At 73.1% G+C, this 25,811-nt stretch carries 24 protein-coding genes and 2 pseudogenes; 22 read left to right on the forward strand and 4 right to left on the reverse strand.

All coding sequences use genetic code 11. The annotated features are described in order from the left end of the window. Window positions 1-200 precede the first annotated feature (200 nt). Both ACWC97_RS09510 and ACWC97_RS09515 read left to right on the forward strand, forming a co-directional pair. Window positions 201-1,163, forward strand: coding sequence for an ROK family protein (locus ACWC97_RS09510; RefSeq protein WP_450648422.1), 963 nt, complete (start codon window positions 201-203; stop codon window positions 1,161-1,163). Then, entirely contained in the window at window positions 1,160-1,924 is a 765-nt protein-coding gene (locus ACWC97_RS09515) for an N-acetylmannosamine-6-phosphate 2-epimerase (RefSeq protein WP_450648424.1), read from the forward strand. Before ACWC97_RS09510 ends, ACWC97_RS09515 begins: the two co-directional genes overlap by 4 nt. A 54-nt stretch (window positions 1,925-1,978) precedes the next feature. Here the strand turns inward: ACWC97_RS09515 and ACWC97_RS09520 are convergent, their stop codons facing one another. Then, window positions 1,979-3,208, reverse strand: a complete 1,230-nt coding sequence (locus ACWC97_RS09520) for an acetyl-CoA C-acetyltransferase (protein ID WP_352272968.1) — start codon at window positions 3,206-3,208, stop codon at window positions 1,979-1,981. A gap of 242 nt (window positions 3,209-3,450) precedes the next feature. Here ACWC97_RS09520 and ACWC97_RS09525 point away from each other — a divergent pair, with 242 nt between their 5' ends. Continuing rightward, on the forward strand, window positions 3,451-4,989 hold the full coding sequence (locus tag ACWC97_RS09525) for a 3-hydroxyacyl-CoA dehydrogenase (protein WP_352272969.1): 1,539 nt from the start codon (window positions 3,451-3,453) through the stop codon (window positions 4,987-4,989). Between the two features lie 60 nt (window positions 4,990-5,049). Further along, the gene (locus tag ACWC97_RS09530) at window positions 5,050-5,442 is read left to right on the forward strand and encodes a VOC family protein (RefSeq protein ID WP_352273259.1); all 393 of its coding nucleotides are present in this window, start codon (window positions 5,050-5,052) and stop codon (window positions 5,440-5,442) included. Here the strand turns inward: ACWC97_RS09530 and ACWC97_RS09535 are convergent. Both ACWC97_RS09535 and ACWC97_RS09540 read right to left on the reverse strand, forming a co-directional pair. Beyond that, a pseudogene (locus tag ACWC97_RS09535) lies at window positions 5,385-6,156 on the reverse strand (DUF6597 domain-containing transcriptional factor); the annotation flags it as partial. The gene ACWC97_RS09530 and the pseudogene ACWC97_RS09535 overlap by 58 nt on opposite strands. 15 nt (window positions 6,157-6,171) lie before the next feature. Continuing rightward, window positions 6,172-7,362, reverse strand: coding sequence for a YhjD/YihY/BrkB family envelope integrity protein (locus ACWC97_RS09540; protein ID WP_450648796.1), 1,191 nt, complete (start codon window positions 7,360-7,362; stop codon window positions 6,172-6,174). A gap of 105 nt (window positions 7,363-7,467) precedes the next feature. Between ACWC97_RS09540 and ACWC97_RS09545 the strand changes: the two genes are divergently transcribed. From ACWC97_RS09545 to ACWC97_RS09610, 14 genes are all read left to right on the forward strand, one after another. Beyond that, window positions 7,468-9,096, forward strand: coding sequence for an acyl-CoA dehydrogenase family protein (locus ACWC97_RS09545; RefSeq protein ID WP_450648427.1), 1,629 nt, complete (start codon window positions 7,468-7,470; stop codon window positions 9,094-9,096). Between the two features lie 275 nt (window positions 9,097-9,371). Continuing rightward, a complete protein-coding gene (locus ACWC97_RS09550; RefSeq protein ID WP_352272972.1) occupies window positions 9,372-10,628 on the forward strand; it encodes a GAF domain-containing protein in 1,257 nt (418 codons plus the stop codon). A 65-nt stretch (window positions 10,629-10,693) separates the two neighbouring features. Further along, the gene (locus ACWC97_RS09555) at window positions 10,694-11,305 is read left to right on the forward strand and encodes a GNAT family N-acetyltransferase (protein WP_450648429.1); all 612 of its coding nucleotides are present in this window, start codon (window positions 10,694-10,696) and stop codon (window positions 11,303-11,305) included. A 211-nt stretch (window positions 11,306-11,516) separates the two neighbouring features. Then, the gene (locus ACWC97_RS09560; RefSeq protein ID WP_317864749.1) at window positions 11,517-11,600 is read left to right on the forward strand and encodes a putative leader peptide; all 84 of its coding nucleotides are present in this window, start codon (window positions 11,517-11,519) and stop codon (window positions 11,598-11,600) included. Window positions 11,601-11,716: 116 nt separating this feature from the next. Next, window positions 11,717-13,414, forward strand: a complete 1,698-nt coding sequence (locus ACWC97_RS09565) for a nitrite/sulfite reductase (protein WP_352272974.1) — start codon at window positions 11,717-11,719, stop codon at window positions 13,412-13,414. After that, complete coding sequence (locus ACWC97_RS09570; protein WP_450648431.1) at window positions 13,411-13,590, forward strand: hypothetical protein; 180 nt, start codon at window positions 13,411-13,413, stop codon at window positions 13,588-13,590. Before ACWC97_RS09565 ends, ACWC97_RS09570 begins: the two co-directional genes overlap by 4 nt. After that, window positions 13,587-14,288, forward strand: a complete 702-nt coding sequence (locus ACWC97_RS09575; protein WP_450648433.1) for a phosphoadenylyl-sulfate reductase — start codon at window positions 13,587-13,589, stop codon at window positions 14,286-14,288. The genes ACWC97_RS09570 and ACWC97_RS09575 overlap by 4 nt, the downstream gene beginning before the upstream one ends. Window positions 14,289-14,311: 23 nt before the next feature. Further along, window positions 14,312-14,857, forward strand: a complete 546-nt coding sequence (cysC, locus tag ACWC97_RS09580; RefSeq protein ID WP_385206094.1) for an adenylyl-sulfate kinase — start codon at window positions 14,312-14,314, stop codon at window positions 14,855-14,857. Next, a complete protein-coding gene (gene cysD, locus ACWC97_RS09585; protein WP_352272978.1) occupies window positions 14,854-15,789 on the forward strand; it encodes a sulfate adenylyltransferase subunit CysD in 936 nt (311 codons plus the stop codon). Before cysC ends, cysD begins: the two co-directional genes overlap by 4 nt. Next, window positions 15,790-17,127, forward strand: coding sequence for a sulfate adenylyltransferase subunit 1 (locus ACWC97_RS09590; RefSeq protein WP_352272979.1), 1,338 nt, complete (start codon window positions 15,790-15,792; stop codon window positions 17,125-17,127). It begins immediately after the preceding gene. A gap of 290 nt (window positions 17,128-17,417) precedes the next feature. After that, window positions 17,418-18,530, forward strand: a complete 1,113-nt coding sequence (locus tag ACWC97_RS09595; protein WP_352272980.1) for an aliphatic sulfonate ABC transporter substrate-binding protein — start codon at window positions 17,418-17,420, stop codon at window positions 18,528-18,530. Between the two features lie 41 nt (window positions 18,531-18,571). Then, complete coding sequence (locus ACWC97_RS09600) at window positions 18,572-19,363, forward strand: ABC transporter ATP-binding protein (RefSeq protein ID WP_352272981.1); 792 nt, start codon at window positions 18,572-18,574, stop codon at window positions 19,361-19,363. After that, entirely contained in the window at window positions 19,350-20,240 is an 891-nt protein-coding gene (locus ACWC97_RS09605; RefSeq protein WP_352272982.1) for an ABC transporter permease, read from the forward strand. Before ACWC97_RS09600 ends, ACWC97_RS09605 begins: the two co-directional genes overlap by 14 nt. An 11-nt stretch (window positions 20,241-20,251) precedes the next feature. Then, window positions 20,252-21,067 (forward strand): sirohydrochlorin chelatase, encoded by an 816-nt coding sequence (locus ACWC97_RS09610; protein WP_352272983.1) that lies wholly within the window; start codon window positions 20,252-20,254, stop codon window positions 21,065-21,067. Between the two features lie 15 nt (window positions 21,068-21,082). Here the strand turns inward: ACWC97_RS09610 and ACWC97_RS09615 are convergent, their stop codons facing one another. Further along, window positions 21,083-21,700, reverse strand: coding sequence for a mycothiol-dependent nitroreductase Rv2466c family protein (locus ACWC97_RS09615; protein ID WP_450648436.1), 618 nt, complete (start codon window positions 21,698-21,700; stop codon window positions 21,083-21,085). A gap of 118 nt (window positions 21,701-21,818) precedes the next feature. Between ACWC97_RS09615 and ACWC97_RS09620 the strand changes: the two genes are divergently transcribed. From ACWC97_RS09620 to ACWC97_RS09635, 4 genes and pseudogenes are all read left to right on the forward strand, one after another. Next, complete coding sequence (locus ACWC97_RS09620; protein WP_450648438.1) at window positions 21,819-23,030, forward strand: hypothetical protein; 1,212 nt, start codon at window positions 21,819-21,821, stop codon at window positions 23,028-23,030. Between the two features lie 196 nt (window positions 23,031-23,226). Further along, the gene (locus ACWC97_RS09625) at window positions 23,227-24,627 is read left to right on the forward strand and encodes an SMI1/KNR4 family protein (RefSeq protein WP_450648439.1); all 1,401 of its coding nucleotides are present in this window, start codon (window positions 23,227-23,229) and stop codon (window positions 24,625-24,627) included. Window positions 24,628-24,934: 307 nt separating this feature from the next. Beyond that, window positions 24,935-25,084: pseudogene (locus ACWC97_RS09630) on the forward strand (IS5/IS1182 family transposase); the annotation flags it as partial. An 86-nt stretch (window positions 25,085-25,170) separates the two neighbouring features. Next, window positions 25,171-25,767, forward strand: coding sequence for a hypothetical protein (locus ACWC97_RS09635; protein ID WP_352272987.1), 597 nt, complete (start codon window positions 25,171-25,173; stop codon window positions 25,765-25,767). Window positions 25,768-25,811 lie beyond the last annotated feature (44 nt).

Here is a 25,811-nt window from a genome sequence, read left to right on the forward strand (position 1 = left end):
GTCTAAGGTGTGCGAGACATAAGACATCTTACGTCTCATGTCTCGATCCGCTCAGTCGGCCCGGGCCACGGATCGGCGCACCGACCGGGCTGGAGCCTCACGATGTCCCTGACCGCACCGCCGCCCGGTGTCGTCCCGCCGGTCGGCGCCCCGCCCGGCCGACGCGGTGCCGGGTCCGCCGTCTGCCCGCCGCCGGTCCGATGAGCGGGCCCGCCGCGCGGGGCAAGGCCCCGGTGATCGGCCTCGACCTCGGCGGTACGAAGATCGCCGCCGCGCTCGTCGGGCCGGACGGCACGGTCCTGGCCCGGCACACCCGCCCCACCCCGGCCCGGGACGGCGCGCCCGCCGTGCTGGACGCTCTCGCCGGGGCGGCCGCGGCCGTCGACCCGGAGCGCCGGGCCACGACGATCGGCGTCGCGGCGGCCGGGGTGATCGACCCCCGTACCGGCCTGGTCACCAGCGCCACCGACTCCATCGGCGGCTGGGCCGGGACCGCTCTGGGCGCGGGCCTCGCCGACCGCACCGGAACCCCGGTGGCCTGCGACAACGACGTACGCGCCACGGCCGGTCCGGAGCTGGCGGCGCTGACCGCCGAGCCCGGGTACGCGCACGGATCGCTGCTCTTCCTCGCGGTCGGCACCGGCGTCGGCGGCGCGGTCGCCGTCGACGGGCGGATGCTGCACGGGTCGGCCGGGCTGGCCGGTCATCTCGGCCATCTCCCCAGCCCCGAGGCGGCCGGGCTGCCCTGCACCTGCGGTGCCACCGGCCATCTGGAGGTCATCGCCTCCGGTCCCGGCATCGCCGCCCACTACGAGCGGCTGACCGGCGCGCCGGTGGACCGGCTGGAGACCGTCGCCGCCCGCGCCGGGCGGGGCGAGACGGCCGCCGTCCGCGCCATCACCACCGGCGCCACCGCCACCGGCCGGCTGCTCGGCGGCCTCGCCAACGCGCTGGGGCCGGACCGGGTCGTCGTCGGCGGCGGCGTCCCCCGGATCGGCCCGCTCTACGGGGACGCGCTGGCCGCCGCGTTCACCGCGGAGCTGATGGGACCGCTGCGCGGGCTGCTGCCCCGGGCGCCCCTCCTCGGCGCCGACGCGGCCGTGCTCGGCGCCGCCGCCCTCACCACCACCCTGCCCCTCCACCACCCGGGAGCCCCGCGATGACCGCCCAGGAACCGACCACGACCGCTCAGGAACCGACCACGACCGTTCAGGCGCCGACCCCGACCGCCCGGAAGTCGGGCCCGTCCGCCGGGGAGTTGGCCGACGCCCTCCGGGGCAGGCTGATCGTCTCCTGCCAGGCCCCGCCCGGCGACCCGATGCGCGACACCGCCACCCTCGTCCGGCTCGCCCGGTCGGCCGTCGCCGGGGGCGGCGCCGCGATCCGCGCCAACGAGCCGGAGGTGGTCGCCGCGATCACCGCGGCCGTCGACCTTCCGGTGATCGGGCTGTGGAAGGACGGCGACGTCGGCGTCTACATCACCCCGAGCGTCCGGCACGCCCTGGCCGTCGCGGAGGCCGGGGCGCGGATCGTCGCCGCCGACGCCACCGACCGGCCCCGCCCGGACGGCTCCACCTTCGCCGAACTGGTCGCGGCGGTGCACGGGGCGGGCGCGCTGGTGATGGCCGATGTCGCCACGCTCGACGAGGGGATCGCGGCCGCCGGGCAGGGCGCCGACTACGTCTCCACCACGCTCTCCGGTTACGTGCCCGGCAGCCCCCGGCAGCCCGGCCCCGACCTCGACCTGGTCTCCGCGCTGGCCGCCGCGATCACCGTCCCGGTGGTGGCCGAGGGCCGGATCAACACCCCCGAGGAGGCCGCCGAGGCCCTGGCGCGCGGCGCCCACAGCGTGGTCGTCGGGACCGCCATCACCGCCCCCACCGCTCTGACCGCCCGCTTCGTCGCCGGGATCACCCGGACCTGAGCCCACCGGAGGCTCCTGGGGCCCGGCTGAGATCCGCGGCCAGGGCCCCGGATCTCAGCCGGCGATCCGCTCGAAGACCGCGGCGAGGCCCTGGCCGCCGCCGATGCACATGGTCTCCAGGCCGTACCGGGCCTCGCGGCGGTGCAGTTCGCGGGTGAGCGTGGCGAGGATCCTGGCACCGGTCGCGCCGACCGGGTGGCCGAGGGAGATCCCGGAGCCGTTGACGTTGATCCGCTGCTCGTGGTCCTTCTCGCCGAGGCCCAGTTCCCGGGTGCAGGCCAGGACCTGGGCGGCGAACGCCTCGTTCAGCTCGATCAGGTCGAGGTCGGCCAGGGTGAGCCCGGCCCGCTCCAGGGCGGTGCGGGTCGCCGGTACGGGGCCGAGCCCCATCGTCGCCGCGGGCACCCCGGCGCGGGCGAAGGAGACCAGCCGGACCAGCGGGGTCAGGCCGAGCCGCTCGGCGGTGGCCGCGCTGGTCACCAGGCAGGCGGCGGCCGCGTCGTTCTGCCCGCTGGCGTTGCCCGCGGTGACCGTCGCCTCCGGGTCCGTCTTCGACATCACCGGGCGGAGCGCGGCCAACTGCTCCGCGGTGGTGTCGGGGCGGGGGTGCTCGTCGGTGGCGACGACGGTCTCGCCCTTGCGGTTCCGTACGGTGACCGGGACGATCTCCGCGTCGTACCGCCCCTCGGCGGCGGCGCGGGCGGCCCGCTGCTGGGAGCGCAGGGCGAGTTCGTCCTGCTCGGCCCGGCCGATGCCGTACGCCCGCCGCAGGTTCTCGGCGGTCTCGATCATGCCGCCGGGGACGGGGTGGTGGAGGCCGCCCGCGGTGACCCGGCCCCGGGCCAGCGCGTCGTGGAGCTGGAGGCCGGGGCCCTTGATGCCCCAGCGGCCGTCATGGGTGTAGTACGGGGCGGCGCTCATCACGTCGACGCCGCCCGCGACGACGACCTCGCTGAAACCGGCCCGGATCTGCATCGCCGCGTCCAGCACCGCCTGGAGGCCGGAGCCGCAGCGGCGGTCGACCTGCGATCCGGTGACCGTCTGGGGCAGCCCGGCGTCCAGCGCGGCGACCCGGCCGATGGCGGGGGCCTCGGCGGACGGGTAGGAGTGACCGAGGATCACCTCGTCGACGGCGTCGGGCGCGATCCCGGTACGGGCCACCACCTCGGCGACGACCCGCGCGGCGAGGACGGCCGGGGTCTGCCCGGCGAAGACCCCGCCGAACCGGCCGATGGGCGTACGCAGGGGTTCGCAGATGACGACGTCGGGCTGGCGGTCGGGCACGGTGTGGCCTTTCGGGACGGACGGGCGGATACCGCCGGCCCCGGGCGCGGCCCGGAAGCCCCGGCCGCCCGGCGGACGGACGGCACCGCTTCCGGAGCACGCCCCCGCGCCCGGCGGCCGGACGGGCCCATGGGTCCGCGCGGCGGCCGAACTCCGGCCGACGCCCGCAGACATGGGCCCGCTTCCCGTCTATCTTCGCTGAGACCGATCACATGTGACACCCCGAGAGGACCGCAACCGCCATGCGTATCAGGATCGTCGGCGCCGGGGCCATGGGCCGCGGCATCGCCCAGTGGGCGGCGACCGCCGGACACACCGTCGAGCTGGGCGACGTGCGCGCCGAGGCCGTGACGACCGCCGTGGACTTCGTACGGTCCATGCTGGAACGGGCCGTGGCCAAGGGCCGGATGTCGGGCGCGGACCGGGACGCCGCCCTGGATCGGCTGGTTCCGCTCGACGACCCGTGGGCCGCCGGGCCGGAGGTCGAGCTGGTCGTGGAGGCGGTGCGGGAGGACCTCGCGACCAAGGCCGAGGTCTTCGGCCGGCTGGAGCGGGCGCTGCCGGAGGCGGCCGTCTTCGCGACCAACACCTCCTCCCTGTCGGTCACCACGATCGCCTCGGCGCTGAAGGACCCGACGCGCCTGGCCGGGCTGCACTTCTTCAACCCGGTGCCGCTGATGCGGATCGTCGAGATCGTGCCCGGCGCGGCCACCCGCCCGGAGATCCCGCCCGCCCTGACCGCGTTCGTCGAGGGGTGCGGCCACCGCGCGGTCACCGTCGCCGACACCCCCGGCTTCCTGGTCAACCACGCCGGGCGCGGACTGGTGACGGAGGCGCTGGCGCTGCTGGAGGAGACCGTCGGCGAACCGGCGGACATCGACCGGATCGCCCGTGACGTGCTGGGGCTGCGGATGGGCCCGTTCGAGCTGATGGACCTCACCGGCCTGGACGTGACGGCCGCGGTGATCGACTCGATCTGGCAGGGCTTCCGCCACGCGGACCGGCTCCGCCCCTCCTACCTCACCCCGAACCGGGTGACGGCCGGGCTGCACGGCCGCAAGACCGGGCGCGGCTGGTACGCGTACGGCCCCGAGGCCCCCGCCCCCGCGCCGGAACCGCCCGTCACCGGCGACCCGGACCGCCCGGTGTTCGTGCACGCCCCCGAGGGCCAGGACCGGGATGCGGCGGCGCTGCGGGCGGCGCTGGCCGCAGCGGGCGCCACGGTGGAGTCCGGTGACGGGCCGTCGGAGGCGGCCGTGGTGCTGGTCCCGGTGTGGGGGACGTCGGTGGCCTCGGCGGTGGCCGCCGACGGGCTGCCCGCCGGACGCGCCTTCGGGGTCGACCCGCTGCCCGCGGCCGGGCGGCGCCGGGTGCTGGCGGTGACCCCGGCGGCGGATCCGGCCGCCGCGCGCGACGCCCGCACGGTCCTGGCCCGGGCGGCGGAGGGCGAGGAGCCCTGGGCGGTGTCGGTGGTGCGGGACACGGCGGGCTCGGTGGCGCAGCGGCTGCTCGCCTCGGTGGTGTCGGTCGCGGCCGGGATCGCGGAGCGTTCCATCGCCGCCCCGGGCGACATCGATCTGGCGGTCACCGCGGGGCTCGGCTACCCGTACGGGCCGCTGGCCTGGGGCGAGCGGATCGGCGCGGACCGGATGCTGGCGCTGCACCGGGCGCTGCACCGGACGACGGGCGACCCGCGCCACCGCCCGAGCCGCTGGGTCACCGAGCGCGCCCAGCTCGGCCTCGCCCTGACGGACCCGGGTACCTCCCCCGCGGACTGCTGACCGGGCCGGACGTCCGTTTCGTACAAGACCCGGTGCCGGGGCCGGGCCTACGGTCGGGGCATGACTCCACGCATGGACGCGATCGGCATCGTCACCGCGGATCTTGCCGCATCGCTCGCCTTCTACCGCCGGCTCGGCCTCGACATCCCCGCCGGAGCGGAATCCGCACCCCACGTCGAAGTGACCCTCCCGGGCGGGCAGCGGCTGCTCTGGGACACCGAGGACGTGATCCGCTCGTTCGACCCCGACTGGGCCCCGCCGGCCGGGGGCGACCGCCTCTCGCTGGCCTTCCGGTGCGACGGTCCGGCGGAGGTGGACGCGGTGTACGAGGAGCTGACCGGTGCCGGGTACCGGGGGCATCTGGCGCCGTGGGACGCGGTGTGGGGGCAGCGGTACGCGACGGTCCTCGACCCGGACGGCTGCGCGGTCTCGCTCTTCGCCGCCAACGGCTGAGCGGGCCCGGGGCGCTCAGCGGCCGAGGTGCGCGGTGAGGGTGGTCCCGGTCAGGGCCCGCATCTCCCGGGCGAGGTGGGCCTGGTCGGTGCAGCCGGACCGGACCGCCGCCTCGACGTACGGCATCCCCGACCGGGCCAGGGCCAGTGCCCGCCGCAGCCGCAGCACCCGGGCCAGGGTCTTGGGCCCGTAGCCGAAGGCGGCGAGCGAGCGGCGGTGCAGCTGGCGGGCGCCGATCCCGGCCCGCCGCGCGGTCTCGGTGACGGAGAGCCCGGCGCCGAGCCGCTCCGCGACGTACCGCATCAGCGGGTCCGGGGCCGCCGTGCGGGTGGCGGCCCGCAGCGCCAGGGCCTCCAGCGCGGCGGCCGGGTCCGGGGCCCCGGCGACCCGGTCGGTGAGCGCCCGTACCCGGTCCGGGGCCCACAGGTCGGCCAGCTCGACCCGGCGGTCGCGCAGTTCGTGCGCCGGTACGCCGAGGAGCGCGGGGGCGGTGCCGGGGGCGAAGCGGAGCCCGGCGCACCGCCCGGTGGCCGGGACGGACGGGGTCATGGCCCGGGTGTCGGGGCCCGCGACGAGCAGCCGTCCGTCGATCCAGAGCAGGTCCATGCAGCCGTCGGGCAGCACCGGGCCGACCGGCCCCCCGGACAGCTCCAGCGTCCACGCGGTCGCGCCCTCGAACCGTGACGGCCGCTCCCGGTACCGTTCCTCGCCCATGGTGCTGCCGGGGCGTCAGCCGCCGAGGGCGCCGCCGCGCCCGTCCCGCTCGGGGCCGCCCGGCCCGTCGTCCTTCTCCGGGGCCGGATCGCCGTCCTTGTCCTGCTCCTTGCCCGGTTCCTTGTCCGGCTCCTTCTCGCGGTGCGGGTGGAGCCGGGACTTCACGTCGTCCGGGGGGAGGAACTTCGACCAGCGCTCGGGGAACTCGGACGGCATGTAAGGGCTGTCGGCCAGCCCGTCGTCCTCGTCGTCGTCGCCCTCGTCGTCCCAGTCGTACGCCGGTCTGCTCCTCCTCGGGCTCTCCGCCTGCGACCGGGCGACGAACTCGGCCGCCTGGGCGGCCCGCAGCCGGTCGTTCGCCGCACGGGCGGCGGCCGTCGCCATCGAGGGCCACACCCGGTCGATGGCCGCGTTGACCGCCGCGCCGACCAGCACGGCGAAGGCGGAGATGCCGATCCAGAGCAGTACGGCGATCGGGGCCGCCAGTGAGCCGTAGATCGTCGGTCCCTCGACCGTGCTGGTGAGGTAGATCCGCAGCAGGAAGCTGCCGAGCGCCCACATCGCGAGCGCGACCAGCGCCCCGGGCACGTCCTCGATCCACGGCGACCTCACGGGTACCGACACGTGGTAGAGCGTCGTCAGGAACACGATCGACAGCAGGATCACCAGCGGCCAGTACAGGACGCTCATGAGCTCGGTGCCCCACGGGACGAACTCGACGACCCGGTCCGGGCCGACGACGAGCAGCGGCAGCACGACGGACCCGAGCAGCAGCGCGACGACGTACAGGAGGAAGGAGAGCAGCCGGGTCTTGACGATGCCGCGCTGGCCGTCGAGCCCGTACATCACGGTGATCGTGTCGATGAAGACGTTGACCGCGCGGGAGCCCGACCAGAGCGCGATCGCGAAGCCGATCGAGATGACGTCGGGGCGGGCGCCGGTGGAGACGTCCGCCAGGAGCGGTTTGGCGAAGTCGTTGACGCCGCGCTCGCTGAGCACGGTCCTCGCGGCGTCGAGGATGTTGCGCTCGATGGAGGCGACGGTGGTGGTGTTGGTCCACTCGTCGACGTATCCGAGCAGACCGATCAGCGCGAGGAGCAGGGGCGGCAGGGACAGCAGGGTGAAGAACGCGGCCTCGGCGGCGAGTCCGAGAATCCGGTACTCCATGCACGAATTGACGGTGTCCTTGAGCAACTGCCAGGCCATCTGCCGCTTGGACACATTGCGGTAGAGGACTCTGGCCCGGTGAAGCCGGCCCCGTCGCCTCTCGGGTGTTTCATCTGCTGCCTGCACGTCTCTTACCGTATCGGCATGGCAGCCACCACCCACACCGTGTCCAACCAGCCTCCGCCGCTGACCGGCTACGACGTCTACGGCTCCGACCGGGCCCTCACCGAGGCGGTGGAACGCCACCTCGCGCCCGGTCTGCTGGCTGGGGCACGGGCCGAGCTCGGCGAGCTGGGCCGGGCGGCGGGCAGTGCCCAGGTGCAGGAGTGGGGGGCGCGGGTGAACGCGCATCCGCCGGTGCTGCGCACCCATGACCGGTACGGGCACCGCATCGACGAGGTCGCGTTCGACCCGGCCTGGCACCGGCTGCTCGGGCACGCGGTCGGCGCGGGCCTGACCGGTGCCTGGGGCAGGCCGGGCGGCCATGTCCGGCGCGCGTCCGGGTTCCTGGTGTGGACGCAGGCCGAGGCGGGGCACGGCTGCCCGCTGTCGATGACGCACGCGGCGGTGCCCGCGCTGCGCACCGATCCCGCGCTGGCCGCCGTCTGGGAGCCGCTGCTCACCTCGACGGTGTACGAGCGGGAGCTGCGGCCCGTCGCCTCGAAGGCCGGGGCGCTCCTCGGGATGGGGATGACGGAGAAGCAGGGCGGCACGGACGTACGGGCGAACACGACGCGCGCCGAGCCGCTGGCGGCCGAGGGCGAGTATCTGCTCACCGGTCACAAGTGGTTCTGCTCGGCGCCGATGTCCGACGGCTTCCTGGTGCTGGCGCAGGCACCCGGCGGCCCGACCTGCTTCCTGCTGCCCCGGGTGCTGCCGGACGGGACCCGCAACACCTTCCTGATCCAGCGGCTCAAGGACAAGCTGGGCAACCGGTCGAACGCCTCGGCCGAGGTGGAGTTCGACGCCACCTGGGCGCGCCGGGTCGGCGAGGAGGGGCGCGGGGTGCACACCCTCATGGGGATGGTGGCGGCGACCCGGCTGGACTGCGTGGTGGGTTCGGCGGCGCTGATGCGGCAGGCGGTGGCGCAGGCGGTCCACCACTGCGCGTACCGGGAGGTGTTCGGCGGGCCGCTGATCGACAAGCCGCTGATGCGCAACGTGCTGGCCGACCTGGCGGTGGAGTCGGAGGCGGCGACGGTGCTGGCGATGCGGCTGGCGGCGGCGTACGACGCGGACACCGAGGACGAGCGGGCCCTGCTGCGGATCGCGGTGCCCGCGGCGAAGTACTGGGTGACCAAGCGGTGCGCCCCGCTGGTGGCCGAGGCGCTGGAGTGTCTCGGCGGCAACGGTTACGTCGAGGAGTCCGGGATGCCCCGGCTGCTGCGCGAGGCGCCGCTCAACTCGATCTGGGAGGGCTCGGGGAACGTGCAGGCGCTGGACGTGCTGCGGGCGCTGCGGCGCGAGCCGATGGCGCTGGACGCGTATCTGCGGGAGGTCGGGGCGGCGCGCGGGGCCGATCACCGGCTGGACCGGGCGATCGGGGGCGTGCTGACGGAGCTGGCGGACCTGGACGGGGCCGAGGCGCGGGCCCGTCGGCTGGCCGGGCGGATGGCGCTGGTGCTCCAGGGCTCGCTGCTGGTGCGGTGGGCCCCGCCGGAGGTGGCCGACGCGTTCTGCGCCTCGCGGCTGGGCGGGGACGGGGGCGCCGACTTCGGGACGCTGCCGCACAGCCTGGACCTGGCCTCGATCGTGGAGCGGGCCCGGCCGTAGGGCGTGTCCGGGGCACGGCGACGGAGGGTGGTGCTGCGCCGACACGGCACCACCCTCCTTGCCGCACACACCGGGCGCCGGGGCACGGGCCCCGTGCGGCGGTGTTCGCCCACTCTCCACGGACCCGCCGGTTCCCGCCACGGTTGCAAAGGGTTGCAACCAATGTGCGGAGTGTCCGGTGGGCGGTCGCGCCCGGCGCCAAAATGGGGCGGTGGTGTCGAGCAGGCCCTGGCACGTGAGGGGAATTCGAAGTGGGGACAGATGCCTTCGGAGGGATGCGGACGCCCGCCTGGCAGTCCGGCCGGGCCGCCAGGGCGGTCCACCGGGCCAGGGAGGCGGTGGGCTCCGGCGACCGGCCGGTGGCCGCGCCGAGGGCCGAGATCGAGGCGTCCTGGAACCGGATGGTGCACCGCGGCCTCGATCCGGAGCAGTCGACCGAGAGCGTGCTGCTCGGGCTGGACGAGGTCGAGAAGCGGCGGCGCGGTTCCACGCTGAGCGAGGTGATGCCGTTGCTGAACGACCGGCTGGTGTCGCTGGCGGACGCCGCCCGGCAGATCGTGGTGGTCACGGACGTGGAGTGCCGGGTGCTGTGGCGCCGGGGCAACGCGGCGGTGCTGCGGCGGGCGGACGGCATCTGCCTGGCGGAGGGGGCGACCTGGGCGGAGGAGAGCACGGGCACCAACGCGATCGGTACGGCGCTGGCGACCCGGGTCCCGGTCCAGGTGCACTCCTCGGAGCACTTCGTCCGCGCCCTGCACAACTGGACGTGCGCGGCGGCGCCGGTCCGTGATCCGCGCGACGGCCGGCTGATGGGCATCGTCGACATGAGCGGTCCGCTCTCGACGTTCCATCCGACGACGCTCGCCCTGGTCAGCTCCGTGGCCGGGCTGGCGGAGAACGAGATCAGGAACCGGCATCTGCGGGCGATCGAGCGGCTGCGTTCGGTGGCGGCGCCGCTGGTGTGCCGGCTGGGCGGCCGGGCCTTGGCGGTGGACGTCAACGGCTGGCTCGCCGCGGTGACGGGGATGGAGCCGGTGGACCGGCTGCCGCTGCCGAAGGCGTTACGGCCGGGCCGGGTGTGGCTGCCGTCGCTCGGCATGTGCCGGGTGGAGCCGCTGCCCGGCGGCTGGCTGATCCAGGTCGCGGACGCGCCGTCGGACGGGGCACCGCAGCGGGTGGTGCTGGATCTGAGCCGGCCGCACGGGCTGAGGATCAACGTGGTGGGCGAGGTGGGCACCTGGACGCAGCGGCTCTCGCCGCGCCACGCGGAGCTGCTGTACGCGCTGGCCCTGCGCCGCGAGGGGCGCACCGCCTCCGAGCTGGCCGAGGACCTGTTCGGCGACCCGAGCCGGACGGTGACGGTCCGGGCGGAGATCTCCCGGGTGCGCCGCCATCTCGCCCAGGTGCTGGCGCACCGCCCGTACCGCTTCGGCGACGGCGTGGAGGTGGAGGTGATCCATCCGGACGATCCGGCCGACCTGCTGCCCCGGTCGACGGCCCCGGTGGTGGTCGGAGCGCGTCACCGCAGTTAGGAGGGAGTGTCCGTGGTTCGGGACCGGCTTTGGCGGACGCGACCGGGCGTGGTTCCCTGGCAGTCATGAACAGCCCCGCACCGCGCACCGCCGCTCCCTCCCCCGCCCGCACCACCGAGGTGACCGTCTGGTCCCTGGAGCAGACCTCCCCCGACGACCTGCGAGCGGCCTCGGTCCCGGAGGGGGATGTGCGGATCGTCCGTTCGCAGACGCCGCTGCCGGAGTTCAGCCGTTTCCTGTACACGGCGGTCGGCGGGGACATCCAGTGGACGGACCGGCTGGGGATGACGTACGCGCAGTGGCAGGAGGCCCTGGACCGGCCGGGCGCCGAGACCTGGGTCGCGTACGAGAACGGCACCCCGGCCGGGTACGTCGAGCTGGACCCGCAGGACGAGGGCGTCGTCGAGATCATGTACTTCGGGCTGATCCCGGCCTTCCGGGGGCGCCGGATCGGCGGCCACCTGCTCTCGTACGGGGTGGCCCGCGCGTGGGACCTGGCGGAGCGCTGGCCGGAGCGGACGCCGACGAAGCGGGTCTGGCTGCACACCTGCTCCAAGGACGGACCGCACGCCATGGACAACTACCTGCGGCGCGGCTTCCGGCTTTTCGACACCAAGGTGGAGCGGGAGCCCGAGGTGGCGACCCCGGGTCCCTGGCCGGGCGCCGCCCGCGACTGAACCGTCCAACAGGGCGGTCCAGCTGGGCCGTTCGGCGCAACGGCGGCGGTGCGGCAGGGCGGCGGACGCGTGGCGGGTGAGCATCATTACGGACAGACCGCTCCGGTGACCCCGAGTGATGGGCGCCACATCATCTCATCCCTCGGGATATTCTCGTCCACATAACGGATAGTGGTGGACTGGCCCAAGATGCGCATGCCACGCTTCCGCCATGCCTGGAACTGGAATTGCCTTGGTGAGTCGACGCCACGTCGACCTCGGCCGCGTGTCCAGCGCCATCTGTCCGGCGAGCTGAGAGTCCCAGCACCGCCGCCTCTTCCTTTTTCTCCGCAATGCCCTGCGCACCGCCGCGATCCGACGCGAGTGTGCAGTTCAGAGCAGCCCTCCCGCAGTCCCGAAGGACGTACTGTCATGGCCGCCACCCCGGAACAGCCTGCGCCCGCAACGCCCCGCCGCAAGGCCGGCCGCCACCGCGGCGAGGGCCAGTGGGCCCTGGGGCACTACACCCCGTTGAACGGCAATGAGCAGTTCAAGAAGGACGACGACAGTCTCAATGTGCGGACACGCATTGAGACGATCTACGCCAAGCGGGGTTTCGACTCCATCGACCCCAACGACCTCCGCGGCCGGATGCGCTGGTGGGGCCTGTACACCCAGCGACGGGAGGGCATCGACGGCGGGAAGACCGCGGTCCTGGAGCCCGAGGAGCTGGAGGACCGTTACTTCATGATGCGGGTCCGCATCGACGGCGGGCGGCTGACCACCGGGCAGCTGCGCGTCATCGGCGAGGTCTCGCAGCAGTACGCGCGCGGCACCGCGGACATCACCGACCGGCAGAACGTCCAGCTCCACTGGGTCCGGATCGAGGACGTCCCGGCCATCTGGGAGAAGCTGGAGGCCGTCGGGCTCTCCACCACCGAGGCGTGCGGCGACTGCCCGCGCGTGATCATCGGCTCCCCGGTGGCCGGTATCGCCGCCGACGAGATCGTCGACGGGACGCCCGCCGTCGACGAGATCCACGAGCGGTACATCGGCAGCAAGGAGTTCTCCAACCTGCCGCGCAAGTTCAAGACCGCGATCTCCGGTTCGCCGGTGCAGGACGTGGTCCACGAGATCAACGACGTCGCCTTCGTCGGCGTCGAGCACCCCGAGCACGGTCCGGGCTTCGACGTCTGGGTCGGCGGCGGCCTCTCCACCAACCCCCGGCTGGCCGAACGGCTCGGCACCTGGGTGCCGTTGGACGAGGTGGCGGACGTGTGGGCCGGTGTCGTCGGGATCTTCCGCGACTACGGCTACCGGCGGCTGCGCAACCGCGCCCGGCTCAAGTTCCTGATGGCCGACTGGGGCCCGGCGAAGTTCCGCCAGGTGCTGGAGGACGAGTACCTGAAGCGCCCGCTGCTGGACGGTCCGGCGCCCGCGGAGCCCAGCAGCCGCTGGCGCGACCACGTCGGCGTCCACCCGCAGCGCGACGGCCGGTTCTACGTCGGCTTCGCCCCCCGGGTCGGGCGCGTCGACGGCGCCACCCTCGCCAAGATCGCCGACCTCGCCGAGGCGCACGGCTCCGGCCGGGTCCGGACCACCGTCGAACAGAAGATGATCATCCTCGACGTGGCGGAGGACCAGGTCGAGGCGCTCACCGCCGGGCTGGAGGCGCTCGACTTCCAGGTGAAGCCCTCGCCGTTCCGGCGCGGCACGCTCGCCTGCACCGGCATCGAGTACTGCAAGCTGGCGATCGTCGAGACGAAGGCGCGCGGCGCCTCGCTCATCGACGAACTGGAGCGCCGCCTCCCCGACTTCGACGAACCGCTCACCATCAACATCAACGGCTGCCCCAACGCCTGCGCCCGCATCCAGACCGCCGACATCGGCCTCAAGGGCCAGCTGGTGCTGGACGCCGACGGCCGGCAGGTCGAGGGCTACCAGGTGCACCTGGGCGGCGCCCTGGGCCTGGAGGCCGGGTTCGGCCGCAAGGTCCGCGGTCTGAAGGTCACCGCGGCCGAACTGCCGGACTACGTCGAGCGGGTGCTGGGCCGCTTCCAGGAGGAGCGCGAGGACGGCGAGCGGTTCGCGGCCTGGGCGGCGCGGGCCGGTGCGGAGTCGCTGTCATGAGCGAACGCGCCGCCCCGTTCCACTGCCCGTACTGCGGTGACGAGGACCTGCGGCCGCACGAGGCCGGGCACGGCTCCTGGGAATGCGCCTCCTGCAACCGCGCGTTCCAGCTCCGGTTCCTGGGCCTGCTGACCCGGGGCCTGGGCCACGACGACGGTGAGGGGAACGGGACATGACGGTCACCCGGCACGACGAGGAGCTCGCGGAACTGGCCGTACGGGCCGGCCGGGAGCTGGAGGACGCCTCCGCCACGGAGATCCTCATCTGGGCCGTCGACACCTTCGGCAAGAAGTTCTGCGTCACCTCCTCCATGGAGGACGCGGTCGTCGCGCATCTCGCCTCCCGGGTCCGTCCCGGCGTCGACGTGGTGTTCCTGGACACCGGCTACCACTTCCCGGAGACCATCGGCACCCGGGACGCGGTGGCGGCCGTGATGGACGTCAACGTCATCACGCTGACGCCCCGGCGGACGGTGGCCGAGCAGGACGCCGAGCACGGGCCCCGGCTCCACGACCGCGACCCCGACCTCTGCTGCCGGCTGCGCAAGGTCGAGCCGCTGCGGGAGGGGCTGACCGGCTACACCGCCTGGGCGACCGGGCTGCGCCGCGACGAGTCGCCCACCCGGGCGAACACCCCGGTCGTCGGCTGGGACGCCAAGCGCCGCAAGGTGAAGGTGTCGCCGATCGCCCGCTGGACGCAGGACGACGTGGACGCCTACGTGGCGGAGCACGGTGTGCTGACCAACCCGCTGCTGACGGACGGCTACGCCTCCGTGGGCTGCGAGCCCTGCACGCGCAGGGTGCTGGCGGGCGAGGACGCCCGCGCCGGGCGCTGGGCCGGCCGGGGCAAGACCGAGTGCGGGCTGCACGACTGATGACGACCGATCAGGAGATTTCGATGAGCGTGACGGAGACGGGAGCCACCGTCTGGCTGACCGGTCTGCCGAGCGCGGGCAAGACCACCATCGCGTACGAGCTGGCCGGACGGCTGCGCGGCGAGGGCCACCGGGTGGAGGTCCTCGACGGGGACGAGATCCGCGAGTTCCTCTCCGCCGGGCTCGGCTTCTCCCGTGAGGACCGCCACACCAACGTCCAGCGGATCGGCTTCGTCGCCGAACTGCTGGCGGCCAACGGCGTGAAGGTGCTGGTCCCGGTCATCGCCCCGTACGCGGACAGCCGGGACGCCGTGCGCAAGCGCCACCAGACCGAGGGCACCCCGTACCTGGAGATCCATGTCGCGACCCCGGTCGAAGTGTGCTCCGCACGCGATGTGAAGGGCCTGTACGCCAAGCAGGCGGCGGGCGAGATCAGCGGGCTGACCGGCGTCGACGACCCGTACGAGGAGCCCGAGGCGCCCGATCTGCGGATCGAGTCGCACCGGCAGACCGTGCGGGAGTCCGCGGACCAGCTGTACGCGCTGCTGAGCGAGAGGGGTGCGGTGTGACCACCACGGCGACCGTGTCGGAGGGCACCGACAGTCCGTACGCGCTGAGCCATCTGGACTCCCTGGAGTCCGAGGCCGTGCACATCTTCCGCGAGGTGGCGGGCGAGTTCGAGCGGCCGGTGATCCTCTTCTCCGGCGGCAAGGACTCGATCGTGATGCTGCACCTGGCGCTCAAGGCGTTCGCGCCCGCGCCGGTGCCGTTCGCCCTGCTGCACGTGGACACCGGGCACAACTTCCCCGAGGTGCTGGAGTACCGCGACCGCACGGTCGCCCGGCACGGGCTGCGGCTCCACGTCGCCTCCGTGCAGGAGTACATCGACGCCGGGACGCTCCGCGAGCGGCCGGACGGCACCCGCAACCCGCTCCAGACCGTGCCGCTGACCGAGGCGATCCAGCGGCACCGTTTCGACGCGGTGTTCGGCGGCGGGCGGCGCGACGAGGAGAAGGCGCGCGCCAAGGAGCGGGTCTTCTCGCTGCGCGACGAGTTCTCCCAGTGGGACCCGCGCCGCCAGCGCCCCGAGCTGTGGCAGCTCTACAACGGCCGGCACGCCCCCGGGGAGCACGTCCGGGTCTTCCCGATCTCCAACTGGACCGAGCTGGACGTCTGGCAGTACATCGCCCGCGAGTCCATCGAGCTGCCGGAGATCTACTTCGCCCACGACCGCGAGGTCTTCAACCGCGGCGGCATGTGGCTGACCGCCGGGGAGTGGGGCGGCCCCGGGGACCACGAGCCCATCGAGACCCGGCAGGTCCGCTACCGCACCGTCGGCGACATGTCGTGCACCGGCGCCGTGGACTCCGACGCCACGACGCTGGACGCCGTGATCGCCGAGATCGCCGCCTCCCGGCTCACCGAGCGCGGCGCGACCCGCGCCGACGACAAGCTCTCCGAGGCCGCGATGGAAGACCGCAAGCGCGAGGGGTATTTCTAGATGACCACCACGACCGAGCAGTTGTCGGCGACCACCCTGCTGCGCTTCGCCACCGCGGGCTCCGTCGACGACGGCAAGTCCACCCTGGTGGGGCGGCTGCTGCACGACTCCAAGTCGGTCCTCGCCGACCAGCTGGAGGCCGTCGAGCACGCGTCGCGCAACCGGGGCCAGGAGGCGCCCGACCTGGCGCTGCTCACCGACGGGCTGCGCGCCGAGCGCGAGCAGGGCATCACGATCGACGTCGCCTACCGCTACTTCGCGACCCCGCGCCGCCGGTTCATCCTGGCCGACACCCCCGGGCACGTGCAGTACACCCGGAACATGGTGACGGGCGCCTCGACGGCCGAGCTGGCCGTCGTCCTGGTCGACGCGCGCAACGGGGTCGTCGAGCAGACCCGCCGGCACGCCGCCGTCGCGGCCCTGCTGCGGGTGCCGCACGTGGTGCTGGCGGTCAACAAGATGGACCTGGTCGGCTACGCGGAGCCGGTGTTCGCCGCCATCGCCGAGGAGTTCACCGCCTACGCCGACTCGCTCGGCGTCCCGGAGGTCACCGCGATCCCCATCTCCGCGCTGGCCGGCGACAACGTGGTGGAGCCGTCCGCGCACATGGACTGGTACGGCGGACCCACCGTCCTGGAGCACCTGGAGACGGTACCGGTCAGCCACGACCTGACCGCCTGCCACGCCCGCTTCCCGGTCCAGTACGTGATCCGCCCGCAGACTGCCGAGCACCCCGACTACCGGGGCTACGCGGGCCAGATAGCCGCCGGGGCCTTCCGGGTCGGCGAGTCCGTGACCGTCCTGCCGTCCGGGCGTACGTCGACGATCTCGGCGATCGACGCGCTCGGCGAGAGCGTGGACATCGCCTGGGCCCCCCAGTCGGTGACGCTCCGGCTCGCCGACGACATCGACATCTCGCGCGGCGACCTGATCGCCCCCTCGGGCGACGCCCCCGCCACCACCCAGGACGTCGAGGCGACCGTCTGCCACGTCGCCGACCAGCCGCTCCGGGTCGGCCACCGGGTCCTGCTCAAGCACACCACCCGCACGGTCAAGGCGATTGTCAAGGACATCCCCTCGCGGCTCACCCTGGACGACCTCTCCCAGCACCCGGCGCCCGGACAGCTCGTCGCCAACGACATCGGCCGGGTCGTCGTCCGCACCGCGGAGCCGCTCGCGCTGGACGCCTACGCGGCCTCCCGGCGCACCGGCTCGTTCCTGCTGATCGACCCGGCGGACGGCACCACCCTCTCGGCGGGCATGGCAGGCGCCTCCTTCGCCACCGCGGCCGCGCAGGATACCGAAGCCGCGGACGACGACGCCGAGTGGGACTTCTGATGGCCGTCGACATCTACTCCACGTTCGCGAAGGAGGGCGGCCGCGTCGGCAGCGGCGCCCTCGGCAGCGGTCAGGGCGGGGTCGCGCGATGTGTGTGATGACGTACGCGCACCGCTTGCGCGCCCACTCGCACCAACCGCACCACCTGTGCGGCCCCTTGAGCACGTTCAGCACGTTCGCCATGTCCGGGGCGTTCAGTACGCCCGGACGAAGACCTGCCGACCTCCCGGCCGCGTCCCCGTGACAAACCGCGGGACGCGAGCACCGGGCCGACGAGAGGAAAGCCTCCCGTGTCTGCCCCCCGTTCCACCGCGCGCCGCGCCCTCGCCGCCGTCGCCGCCCTGCCGCTGCTCGCCCTGGCCGTCACCGCCTGCGGCTACGGCTCCGCCGCGAAGGACGACGCCCCGAAGGCGGACGTCTCCACCGGCGGCAAGAAACTCTCCGCGGACACCGTGAAGATCGGCTACTTCCCGAACCTCACCCACGCCACCGCCCTGGTCGGCATCGAGGAGGGCATCATCGCCAAGGAGCTGGGCTCCACCGCGGTCAAGCCCTCGACGTTCAACGCCGGACCCTCCGAGATCGAGGCGCTCAACGCGGGCTCGATCGACATCGGCTTCATCGGCCCCTCCCCCGCCATCAACGGCTTCACCAAGTCCAAGGGCAAGAGCCTTCGTATCATCGGCGGTTCGGCGTCCGGCGGCGTGAAGCTGGTGGTGAACCCGGCGAAGATCAAGACCCTGGACGACATCAAGGGCAAGAAGATCGCCACCCCGCAGCTCGGCAACACCCAGGACGTCGCCTTCCTCAACTGGATATCCGAGAAGGGCTGGAAGGTCGACGCCAACAGCGGCCGGGGCGACGTCTCGGTGGTCCGTACGGACAACAAGGTGACGCCGGACGCCTACAAGTCCGGTTCCATCGACGGTGCCTGGGCCCCGGAGCCGACCGCGTCCAAGCTCGTCGCGCAGGGTGCGAAGGTGCTGCTGGACGAGTCGACGCTGTGGCCGGACAACAAGTTCGTGATCACGAACATCATCGTGTCGCAGAAGTTCCTGGCCGAGCACCCGGACGTCGTCGAGGCGGTGCTGCGCGGCACGGTCGCCACCAACGCGTGGATCAACGCCAACCCGGACAAGGCGAAGGCGTCGGCGAACGCCGCGCTCAAGAAGCTGTCCGGCAAGGAGCTCCCGGCCGAGGTCATCGACCCGGCGTGGAAGTCGGTCCAGTTCATCGACGACCCGCTGGCCGCCACGCTCGACACCGAGGCCAAGCACGCGGTGCAGGCCGGCCTCCTGGAGCAGGCGGACCTCGGCGGCATCTACGACCTGAAGCCGCTCAACAAGATCCTGAAGGCCGCGGGCAGGCCCGAGGTCGCCGACGCCGGTCTCGGCGTCAAGTAGCGCGCCCGGTACCCGAAGAGGATTCCCAGGAGGTGACGACCATGGCGACCACCACACTCACCAAGGCCGAGGACCGCACGAGGGCCGGGCACGCCGCCCGGATCGACCACGTCTCGAAGTCCTTCGACGGACCGGGGGGGCGGCAGCTCGTCCTGGACGACATCACGCTCGATGTCGCTCCCGGCGAGTTCGTCACCCTCCTGGGCGCCTCGGGATGCGGCAAGTCGACCCTGCTCAATCTGGTGGCCGGGCTCGACCGTCCGACGTCGGGGGCGATCGAGACCCCCGGCGGGCGGCCGGCCCTGATGTTCCAGGAGCACGCCCTCTTCCCGTGGCTCACCGCGGGCAAGAACATCGAACTGGCGCTGCGGCTGCGCGGTGTGCCGCGCGCCGAGCGCCGCGCCGAGGCCGAGCGGCTGCTCGAACTCGTCCGGCTCGGCGGCGCGCACGGCAAGCGGGTGCACGAACTCTCCGGCGGGATGCGGCAGCGGGTGGCGATGGCCCGCGCGCTCGCCCAGGACAGTCAACTGCTCCTGATGGACGAGCCGTTCGCCGCGCTCGACGCGATCACCCGGGACGTGCTGCACGACGAGCTGACCCGGATCTGGCGCGAGACGAACCTGTCGGTCCTCTTCGTCACGCACAACGTGCGCGAGGCGGTCCGGCTCGCCGAACGGGTCGTCCTGCTCTCCTCGCGGCCGGGCCGGGTGGCCCGGGAGTGGACGGTCGGCATCGACCACCCGCGCCGCATCGAGGACACCGCGGTGGCCGAGCTCTCCGTGGAGATCACCGAAGAACTGCGTGGGGAGATCCGCCGACATGGCCAGCACTGAGACCGCCGCCCAGGACGCCTCCCGGGACCTGGCGGGCCTGGAGGCGGGGCTCGACGCCCTCGACTCCGTACGGGTGAGCCGTACCCCCGTCCGCCAGGTGCTGGTGCGCAAGGTGCTGCCGCCGGTGGCGGCGGTGGCCCTGGTGCTCGTGGTGTGGCAGCTGCTGATCTGGGCCCAGGTCACCGAGGACTACAAGCTGCCGTCGCCGTCCCAGGTGTGGGGCGAGGTCACCGACGCCTGGGCGCGGGGCACCCTGCTCGGCTACATCTGGACCAGCGTCTCGCGCGGTCTGCTCGGCTTCCTGCTGGCGCTGGCCATCGGCACCCCGCTGGGGCTGCTGGTGTCCCGGGTCCGGCTGATCCGGGCGGCGATCGGGCCGGTGCTGTCCGGGCTCCAGTCGCTTCCCTCGGTCGCCTGGGTGCCGCCCGCGGTTATCTGGCTGGGGCTCGACGACCGGATGATGTACGCGGTGATCCTGCTGGGTGCCGTCCCGTCGATCGCCAACGGCCTGGTGGCGGGCGTCGACCAGATCCCGCCGCTGCACCTACGGGCCGGGAAGACACTCGGCGCGACCGGGCTGCGCGGCACCTGGCACATCGTGCTGCCCGCCGCGCTGCCCGGCTACCTGGCGGGGCTGAAGCAGGGCTGGGCGTTCTCGTGGCGCTCGCTGATGGCCGCCGAGATCATCGCCTCCTCGCCCGATCTGGGCGTGGGCCTGGGCCAGTTGCTGGAGCAGGGCCGGGAGACCAGCAGCATGTCGATGGTGTTCCTCGCCATCATCCTGATCCTCACCGTCGGCATCGCGATCGACCTGCTGATCTTCAGCCCGCTGGAGCGGTGGGTCCTGCGCGGCCGCGGCCTCCTGGTGAAGAGCTAGGGGTGCCGCACATGCCCGACGCCCCGGTCCTCCTCGTCGTCGCCCACGGCAGCCGCGACCCCCGGCACGCGGCGACCGTCCACGCGCTCACCGCGCGGGTCCGGTCGCTGCGCCCGGGGCTGCGGGTGGCGACCGGCTTCCTGGACTTCAACGCGCCGTCGGTGCCACGGGTCCTGGAGCGGCTGGCCGCCGAGGGAACGGAGTCGGTCGTCGCCCTTCCGCTGCTGCTGACCCGGGCCTTCCACGCCAAGTCCGACATCCCCGCGGTGCTGGACGAGGCCCGGCGCGGGCTGCCCCGGCTGCGGATCCGGCAGGCCGAGGTGCTCGGCCCGTCCCCGCTGCTCGACGCGGCGCTGCTCCGGCGCCTGCGCGAAGCGGGCGTCCACCCCGCCGACCGGGCGTCGACCGGTCTCGTCCTGGCCTCGGCGGGCTCCACAGACCCGGAGGCGATCGCAGTGATCGCTGAAATCGCGCGGGAGCTGCGGCACACCGGTTGGTGTTCCGTGCGGCCTGCGTTCGCCTCCGCCACCTCTCCCGGCGGCTTCCCCGGCACCGGGGAAGCCGTACGGGCCCTGCGGGCCGAAGGGGTACGCCGGGTGGCGGTGGCGCCGTACGTCATCGCGCCCGGCCGGCTGCCGGACCGGATCGCGGCGGGGGCGGCCGATGCGGACGTCCTGGCCGATGTCCTCGGCCCGGCACCGGAGTTGGCCCGCCTGCTGCTGACCCGGTACGACGAGGCCCGGTACGGCGGGGTCCGGTCCAGCGGGGCCCGGCACCCCGGGGCGGGCACCCCGGAGGTCCGGACGGCCGCCGTGCTCGGCGCGTAACCCCGGCGGTCCGCCTCAGCCCACGTCCAGGCCGCCGGTCCGGGTCCGCTTGAGCTCGAAGAAGTCAGCGTGCCCGGCGACGGCCCGGAAGCTGTCGAAGAACCGCCCGGCCTCCTCGCCGCGCGGCGCGGCCCGCAGCACGGGCCCGAACCAGACCGTGCCGTCGACGTGGATGGTCGGCGTTCCGACGTAGCCGCCCGCCTCCGGGTCCTTCCCGGCGTCGTGGCTGTGGCGCAGCGCGTCGTCGTACTCCCCCGAGTGCGCGGCGTCGGCAAGTGCGGCGGGCAGTCCCAGCTCGGCGAGGGACTGGGCGATCACCTCGTCGAAGTCCTCGTTCTTCTCCCGGTGGATGCGGGTGCCCATCGCGGTGTAGAGGTCGCGCAGCACGCCGTCGCCGTGCGCGGCCGCCGCCGCGACGGCGACCCGGACGGGCCCGAGCGAACGGTCGACGAGATCCCGGTACCAGTCGGGCAGTTCGTTGCCGATGTTGTGCAGGTAGAGGCTCATGACGTGGAAGCGGAGGTCGATGTCCCGGTGCTGTTCCACCTCCAGCATCCAGCGGGAGGTGATCCAGGCGAACGGGCAGGCCGGGTCGAAATAGAAGTCGACAGTGGTACGCGGTGTGGTGTCCATGGGGTGAGCGTAGGCAGGGATTGGCAGGTGGGCCCGGGCCATTCGCCGTCGATTCCACTGGTCCATTCGCAGAACCGCCTGCACGGCGGAAGCCGGGGGCAGCGGCTACCATCCGCGCATGGTCAGCATAGAGACTCTGGTGCCGGAGGCCGGGCGGTTCGACGCGGAGGGGCTGCGCGCGTTCGACGCGGACGCGCTGGCGGCGTACGTGGCCGACCCGGCGCACCCGTGGTGGCGCCGCAGACCCTGTGTGCACGCACTGGCCGGACGGGTGCCGGAGCACCGTGCCGCCGCGCTGATCGCCCGTGTCCACGACGTCCAGGACGTGGCGGAGGTGCGGATCGCACTGCTGGAGCTGCTCGCCGGCCGGACGGAGCTGCTGGACTGGCTCAGGCATCCGGACCGGAAGCAGGACACGTCGTACGGCATGCCGGAGGCGATCCTGAAGGCGCGTGGTCTGCTCGGCGACCGTACGGCGGCCGGTGAACTGGCGACGCTGGCGGCGGAGCCCTGGCAGCGCATGCGGGCGACCGGCGAGGCCGGTCTGGACGCGCTGGTCGCCCGGTACGGGGCCGAGGAGGTGCTCTCCGACGTCGGTGACGCGCGCCCGGAGGACCGGATCTTCCGGGTCCGGATGCGCCACCGGGCCGGGCAGGACGTGACCGACGCCCTCGCGGACCCGGACCGGTCGGTCGCCCATCGCGCGCAGTCGCTCCTCACCGATCCGGACCGGCTCCGCGGCTACCTCCGCACGGCGCCGACGATCGAGGCGAAGCTGTGGGCGGCGTACGCCCTGCACCGGCTGACCGGCGACGCCGCCGAGACCCGTGCGATCCGCGCCTCGCTGGGCAGCCCCCGGGTCGAGGTGGCGGGGCTGGACGAGGAGCTGCGTGCGGCGATCGTCGAGGAGTACGGCCAGTACTGCGAGGAGCGGAGCGACCCGCGCTGGCGGGTGGAGGCGATCTGCGCCGAGCCGCCCGTGCCCGTGGACGAGGAGGCACAGCTCGACCGGGCGACGGCCGCCCTCACCGCCGCCGGCCTGGCACCGCACCCGCCGGTCTCCTGCGGCGAGTACCACCAGCAGGGCGGCGGCACGTACCACGTGATCGGCCTGGGGTCCGAGGACGGCGCCGTCGACCTCAGCACCCTGGGCCCCTTCGCGACCTCCCACACCCCCGAACCCGCCGCCCGCGCCGCACTGGAGGCGGCCGGCTTCCGCTGGATCACCCCGCGGACCGGCGCCATCCGCGTCACCGGCCTCTGCGTCTACTACTTCGGCGGCCGCCGCCCGCTGGACGTCAGCACCCTGCTCTTCTACTGGCAGGACTGAGAGTTGTCCCGCGATGCCGCCCCGAACAGCTCCGGTTTCCTGCGCAGTCTGCTGCGTAGAGGGCACGGTGCAGGGCTTCCAGGTAGGCATTGAGCACTGGTGAGATCCGGGACTGTTGACAAGCCGACGACTCCCTTCCCGAACAGCGCTGCCTCCTGCGATACCGGGTGTCAGCCGCCCCGCGTACGGTCTGCGCATGGCTACTCAGAAACCACCCGGGCAATCGATACGTGACTTCGCGACCTGGCAGCCCGTGCTGGGGCTCCTGCGGGCCGCCAAGGCGGACAAGGCCGGTGCCGAGCCCCTGCGCGTGGCGGGTCGCATCGGGCAAGGCGGTTGGAGTCTGGCCCTCCCGCACCCGGCGCCACCGCGCGGTAGAGCCTTGCAGACCGAGGACATACAGGACGAGCTCGACGCGGTGGAGCGGGTGCGGACCGCGATGGTGGAGGCTGGTGTCGACGACATCTCGTTCACGGCGGAGATCGAACCGACCGGGACGACCGTGCTTCGGCTGCTCGGCCCCAGCCCGGCGGTGGAACCCGGGATCGGAACCCCTCATCCCGGTGCACTCATCCTGGTCGAAGACTCCCTTCCCGAGCCGTGGCGCCGCCTCCCCGATCCCACAGACGAAGCGAGGCCGGCCCCCTCGGCGGACCCGGAGTTGCTGGAGCGGACGCTGCGGGAACGGCTGCCCCACGCCATCGGCGCGACGGAGGCGGAGATCGCAGCCGCCGAAGCACGCCTGGGCATCCGCCTGCCCGAGGAACTCAAGGTGCTCTACCGGGTGACCCGGGCGCGATGGGAGGACTGGGGCGACGACTACGAGGCGGCGAACGGTGTCTTCGAAGCGGCGCGCTGCGAACTCTCCTCCGTGGACGACCTGTACTTGGCCGAAGCCTCGACGCGCCACTACCGCTGGGAGCACGCTGCCATGGAGGCGGTCGTCACGCACCCCGACGCCGCGGTACAGGGAGTCGTCGGGTCACCCGGGTGGCTCGTGTTCGGCGAGAACGGCGGAGGAGACCGACTGGCGGTCGACCTGACGCCCGGCCCCCGCGGCCACACCGGACAGATCATCCTGCTGAGCCACGAGGAGAGCATTGGCGCCGACTTGCTGGCCGACTCGCTCACCGACTGGGTCCTGGACCGGGAGACACCCGAGCGCCAGCACCGCAGGGAGGAGCCACCGCTCGTGGCCCACGTCAACCACGCGAGTATCAAGAGCGTCCGGGAAGCCGCACACCCCGGCCTGGAAGTCCTCTCGATCGGGGTGTGGGACGGCGCGCCGTTCAGCCTCTCACCGGTCGTCGGGCTGCCCCGCCTGCGCACCCTCGCCGCGTACGCCGGTACGCTCGCCGACCCCCTACAGGTCGCCGAACTCACCGGCCTGGAATTCCTGGAACTCGGCCCTGAGGATTGGCGTGTCCTTCTGGATGCCGGCGCCGTCCCCCGGAGCTTGCTGGCTGCGTCCATCACGGCGTACGGCGACCACGACCCCCTGCCGATCGTGGCCATCGCCAACGAAATTCTGGCTCTCTGGGACCGGCCCCAGATCATCCAGACCGTCCTGGAAGGAAACCTCGGACCCCTTGCATAGACCCGCAGAGCCAGGCTCTTCGCTCCTCCGGCCGAGGTGGTCGAGGTTGTCCATCACGCGGCCGTAGCCCGCAGCCGACTGCCGTCGACCGGTGGCCGGTGGCCGGTGGCAGTGTCCGGGGTGGCGGTCTGATTCAGGAGAAAATCACGGAGCGCGTCTGGAGACGGTCTCCGGCTCCCGCGCCGGGAGGCAGGCTGTAGTAGAAGTCGCCCTTGCAGTCGGCGTCGAGGAAGACGGTGGCGGTGGTGTGGTTCTTCGCTGCCCGGCTGGCGGAACCCGGTTCGGAGGCGGGGCCGTGCAGGTCGGCGGCCGGGTCGGCAGGGTGGTTGAGAGGATCGTGTCCTGGCTGGCCGGCTGCCGACGTCTGCACCGTCGCCACGAACGCAAGGCCGAGCACTTCCTTGCCTTTGTCGGCATAGCCGCGACCCTCATCGGGTACCGCCGACTGATCCGGTGAGCCAGTCGGTCGGGAGCAACAGCTGGCCGGCGCCGGTGGTGTCAGTGACTGCTCGTAGGGTGCGCTGGTATCCACGAGGAGGTTCCATGGGCTTTTCCGGTCATCTGGTCTTTGCGTGCAGCGAGCGCCCGCTACTGGAAGCACCCCTGTTCGGCGGCAGCGGTCCAGGGCTGGAGGACGACGTGCATGAGTGGCAGCCGCGACCGGGGGGCTGGCAGACCCTGCAATTGGAGCAAGGCGTCTGGCACGACGAGAACCTGTCCGCCTTGGTCGAATGGACCGGTGCACCGGCCTGCGTAGCTGATGTCTCCGACAGCAGCATCGCTCTCGTGACCGGCCTGAACACCGACGGGCACCGCTGGCAGGCATGGCTCAACCTGGACAATGCTGCGGCTCTCCTCGTCGAGGAACCCGAGGACGTGGACGACGTGAGCCTGTGGGTGACCACCCCGGAGTTCGAAGAGGCCATCAGGTACAAACGCGCAGAACTCGATGCGGAGGTGCAGGCCGACGCCGAAGGCGCTCTCGTGTGGGCTTCAGCAGCTGGTGTCCAGACCGCGGCGCAGCAGTCCCGGATCGAGGAACTGCTCCGCGCACGAGAGACCTTCGTGGAGGAATTGTTCGACGCGCTGCTGGATGAACTGGGCTTCCCTGAGGCCGCCCAGTCCTCACCACAGCCATAAGAAACGACGTCTTAGAAGCCGTATCTCAACCGAACGCGATCGCT

Source organism: Streptomyces sp. NPDC001108, assembly GCF_053598535.1.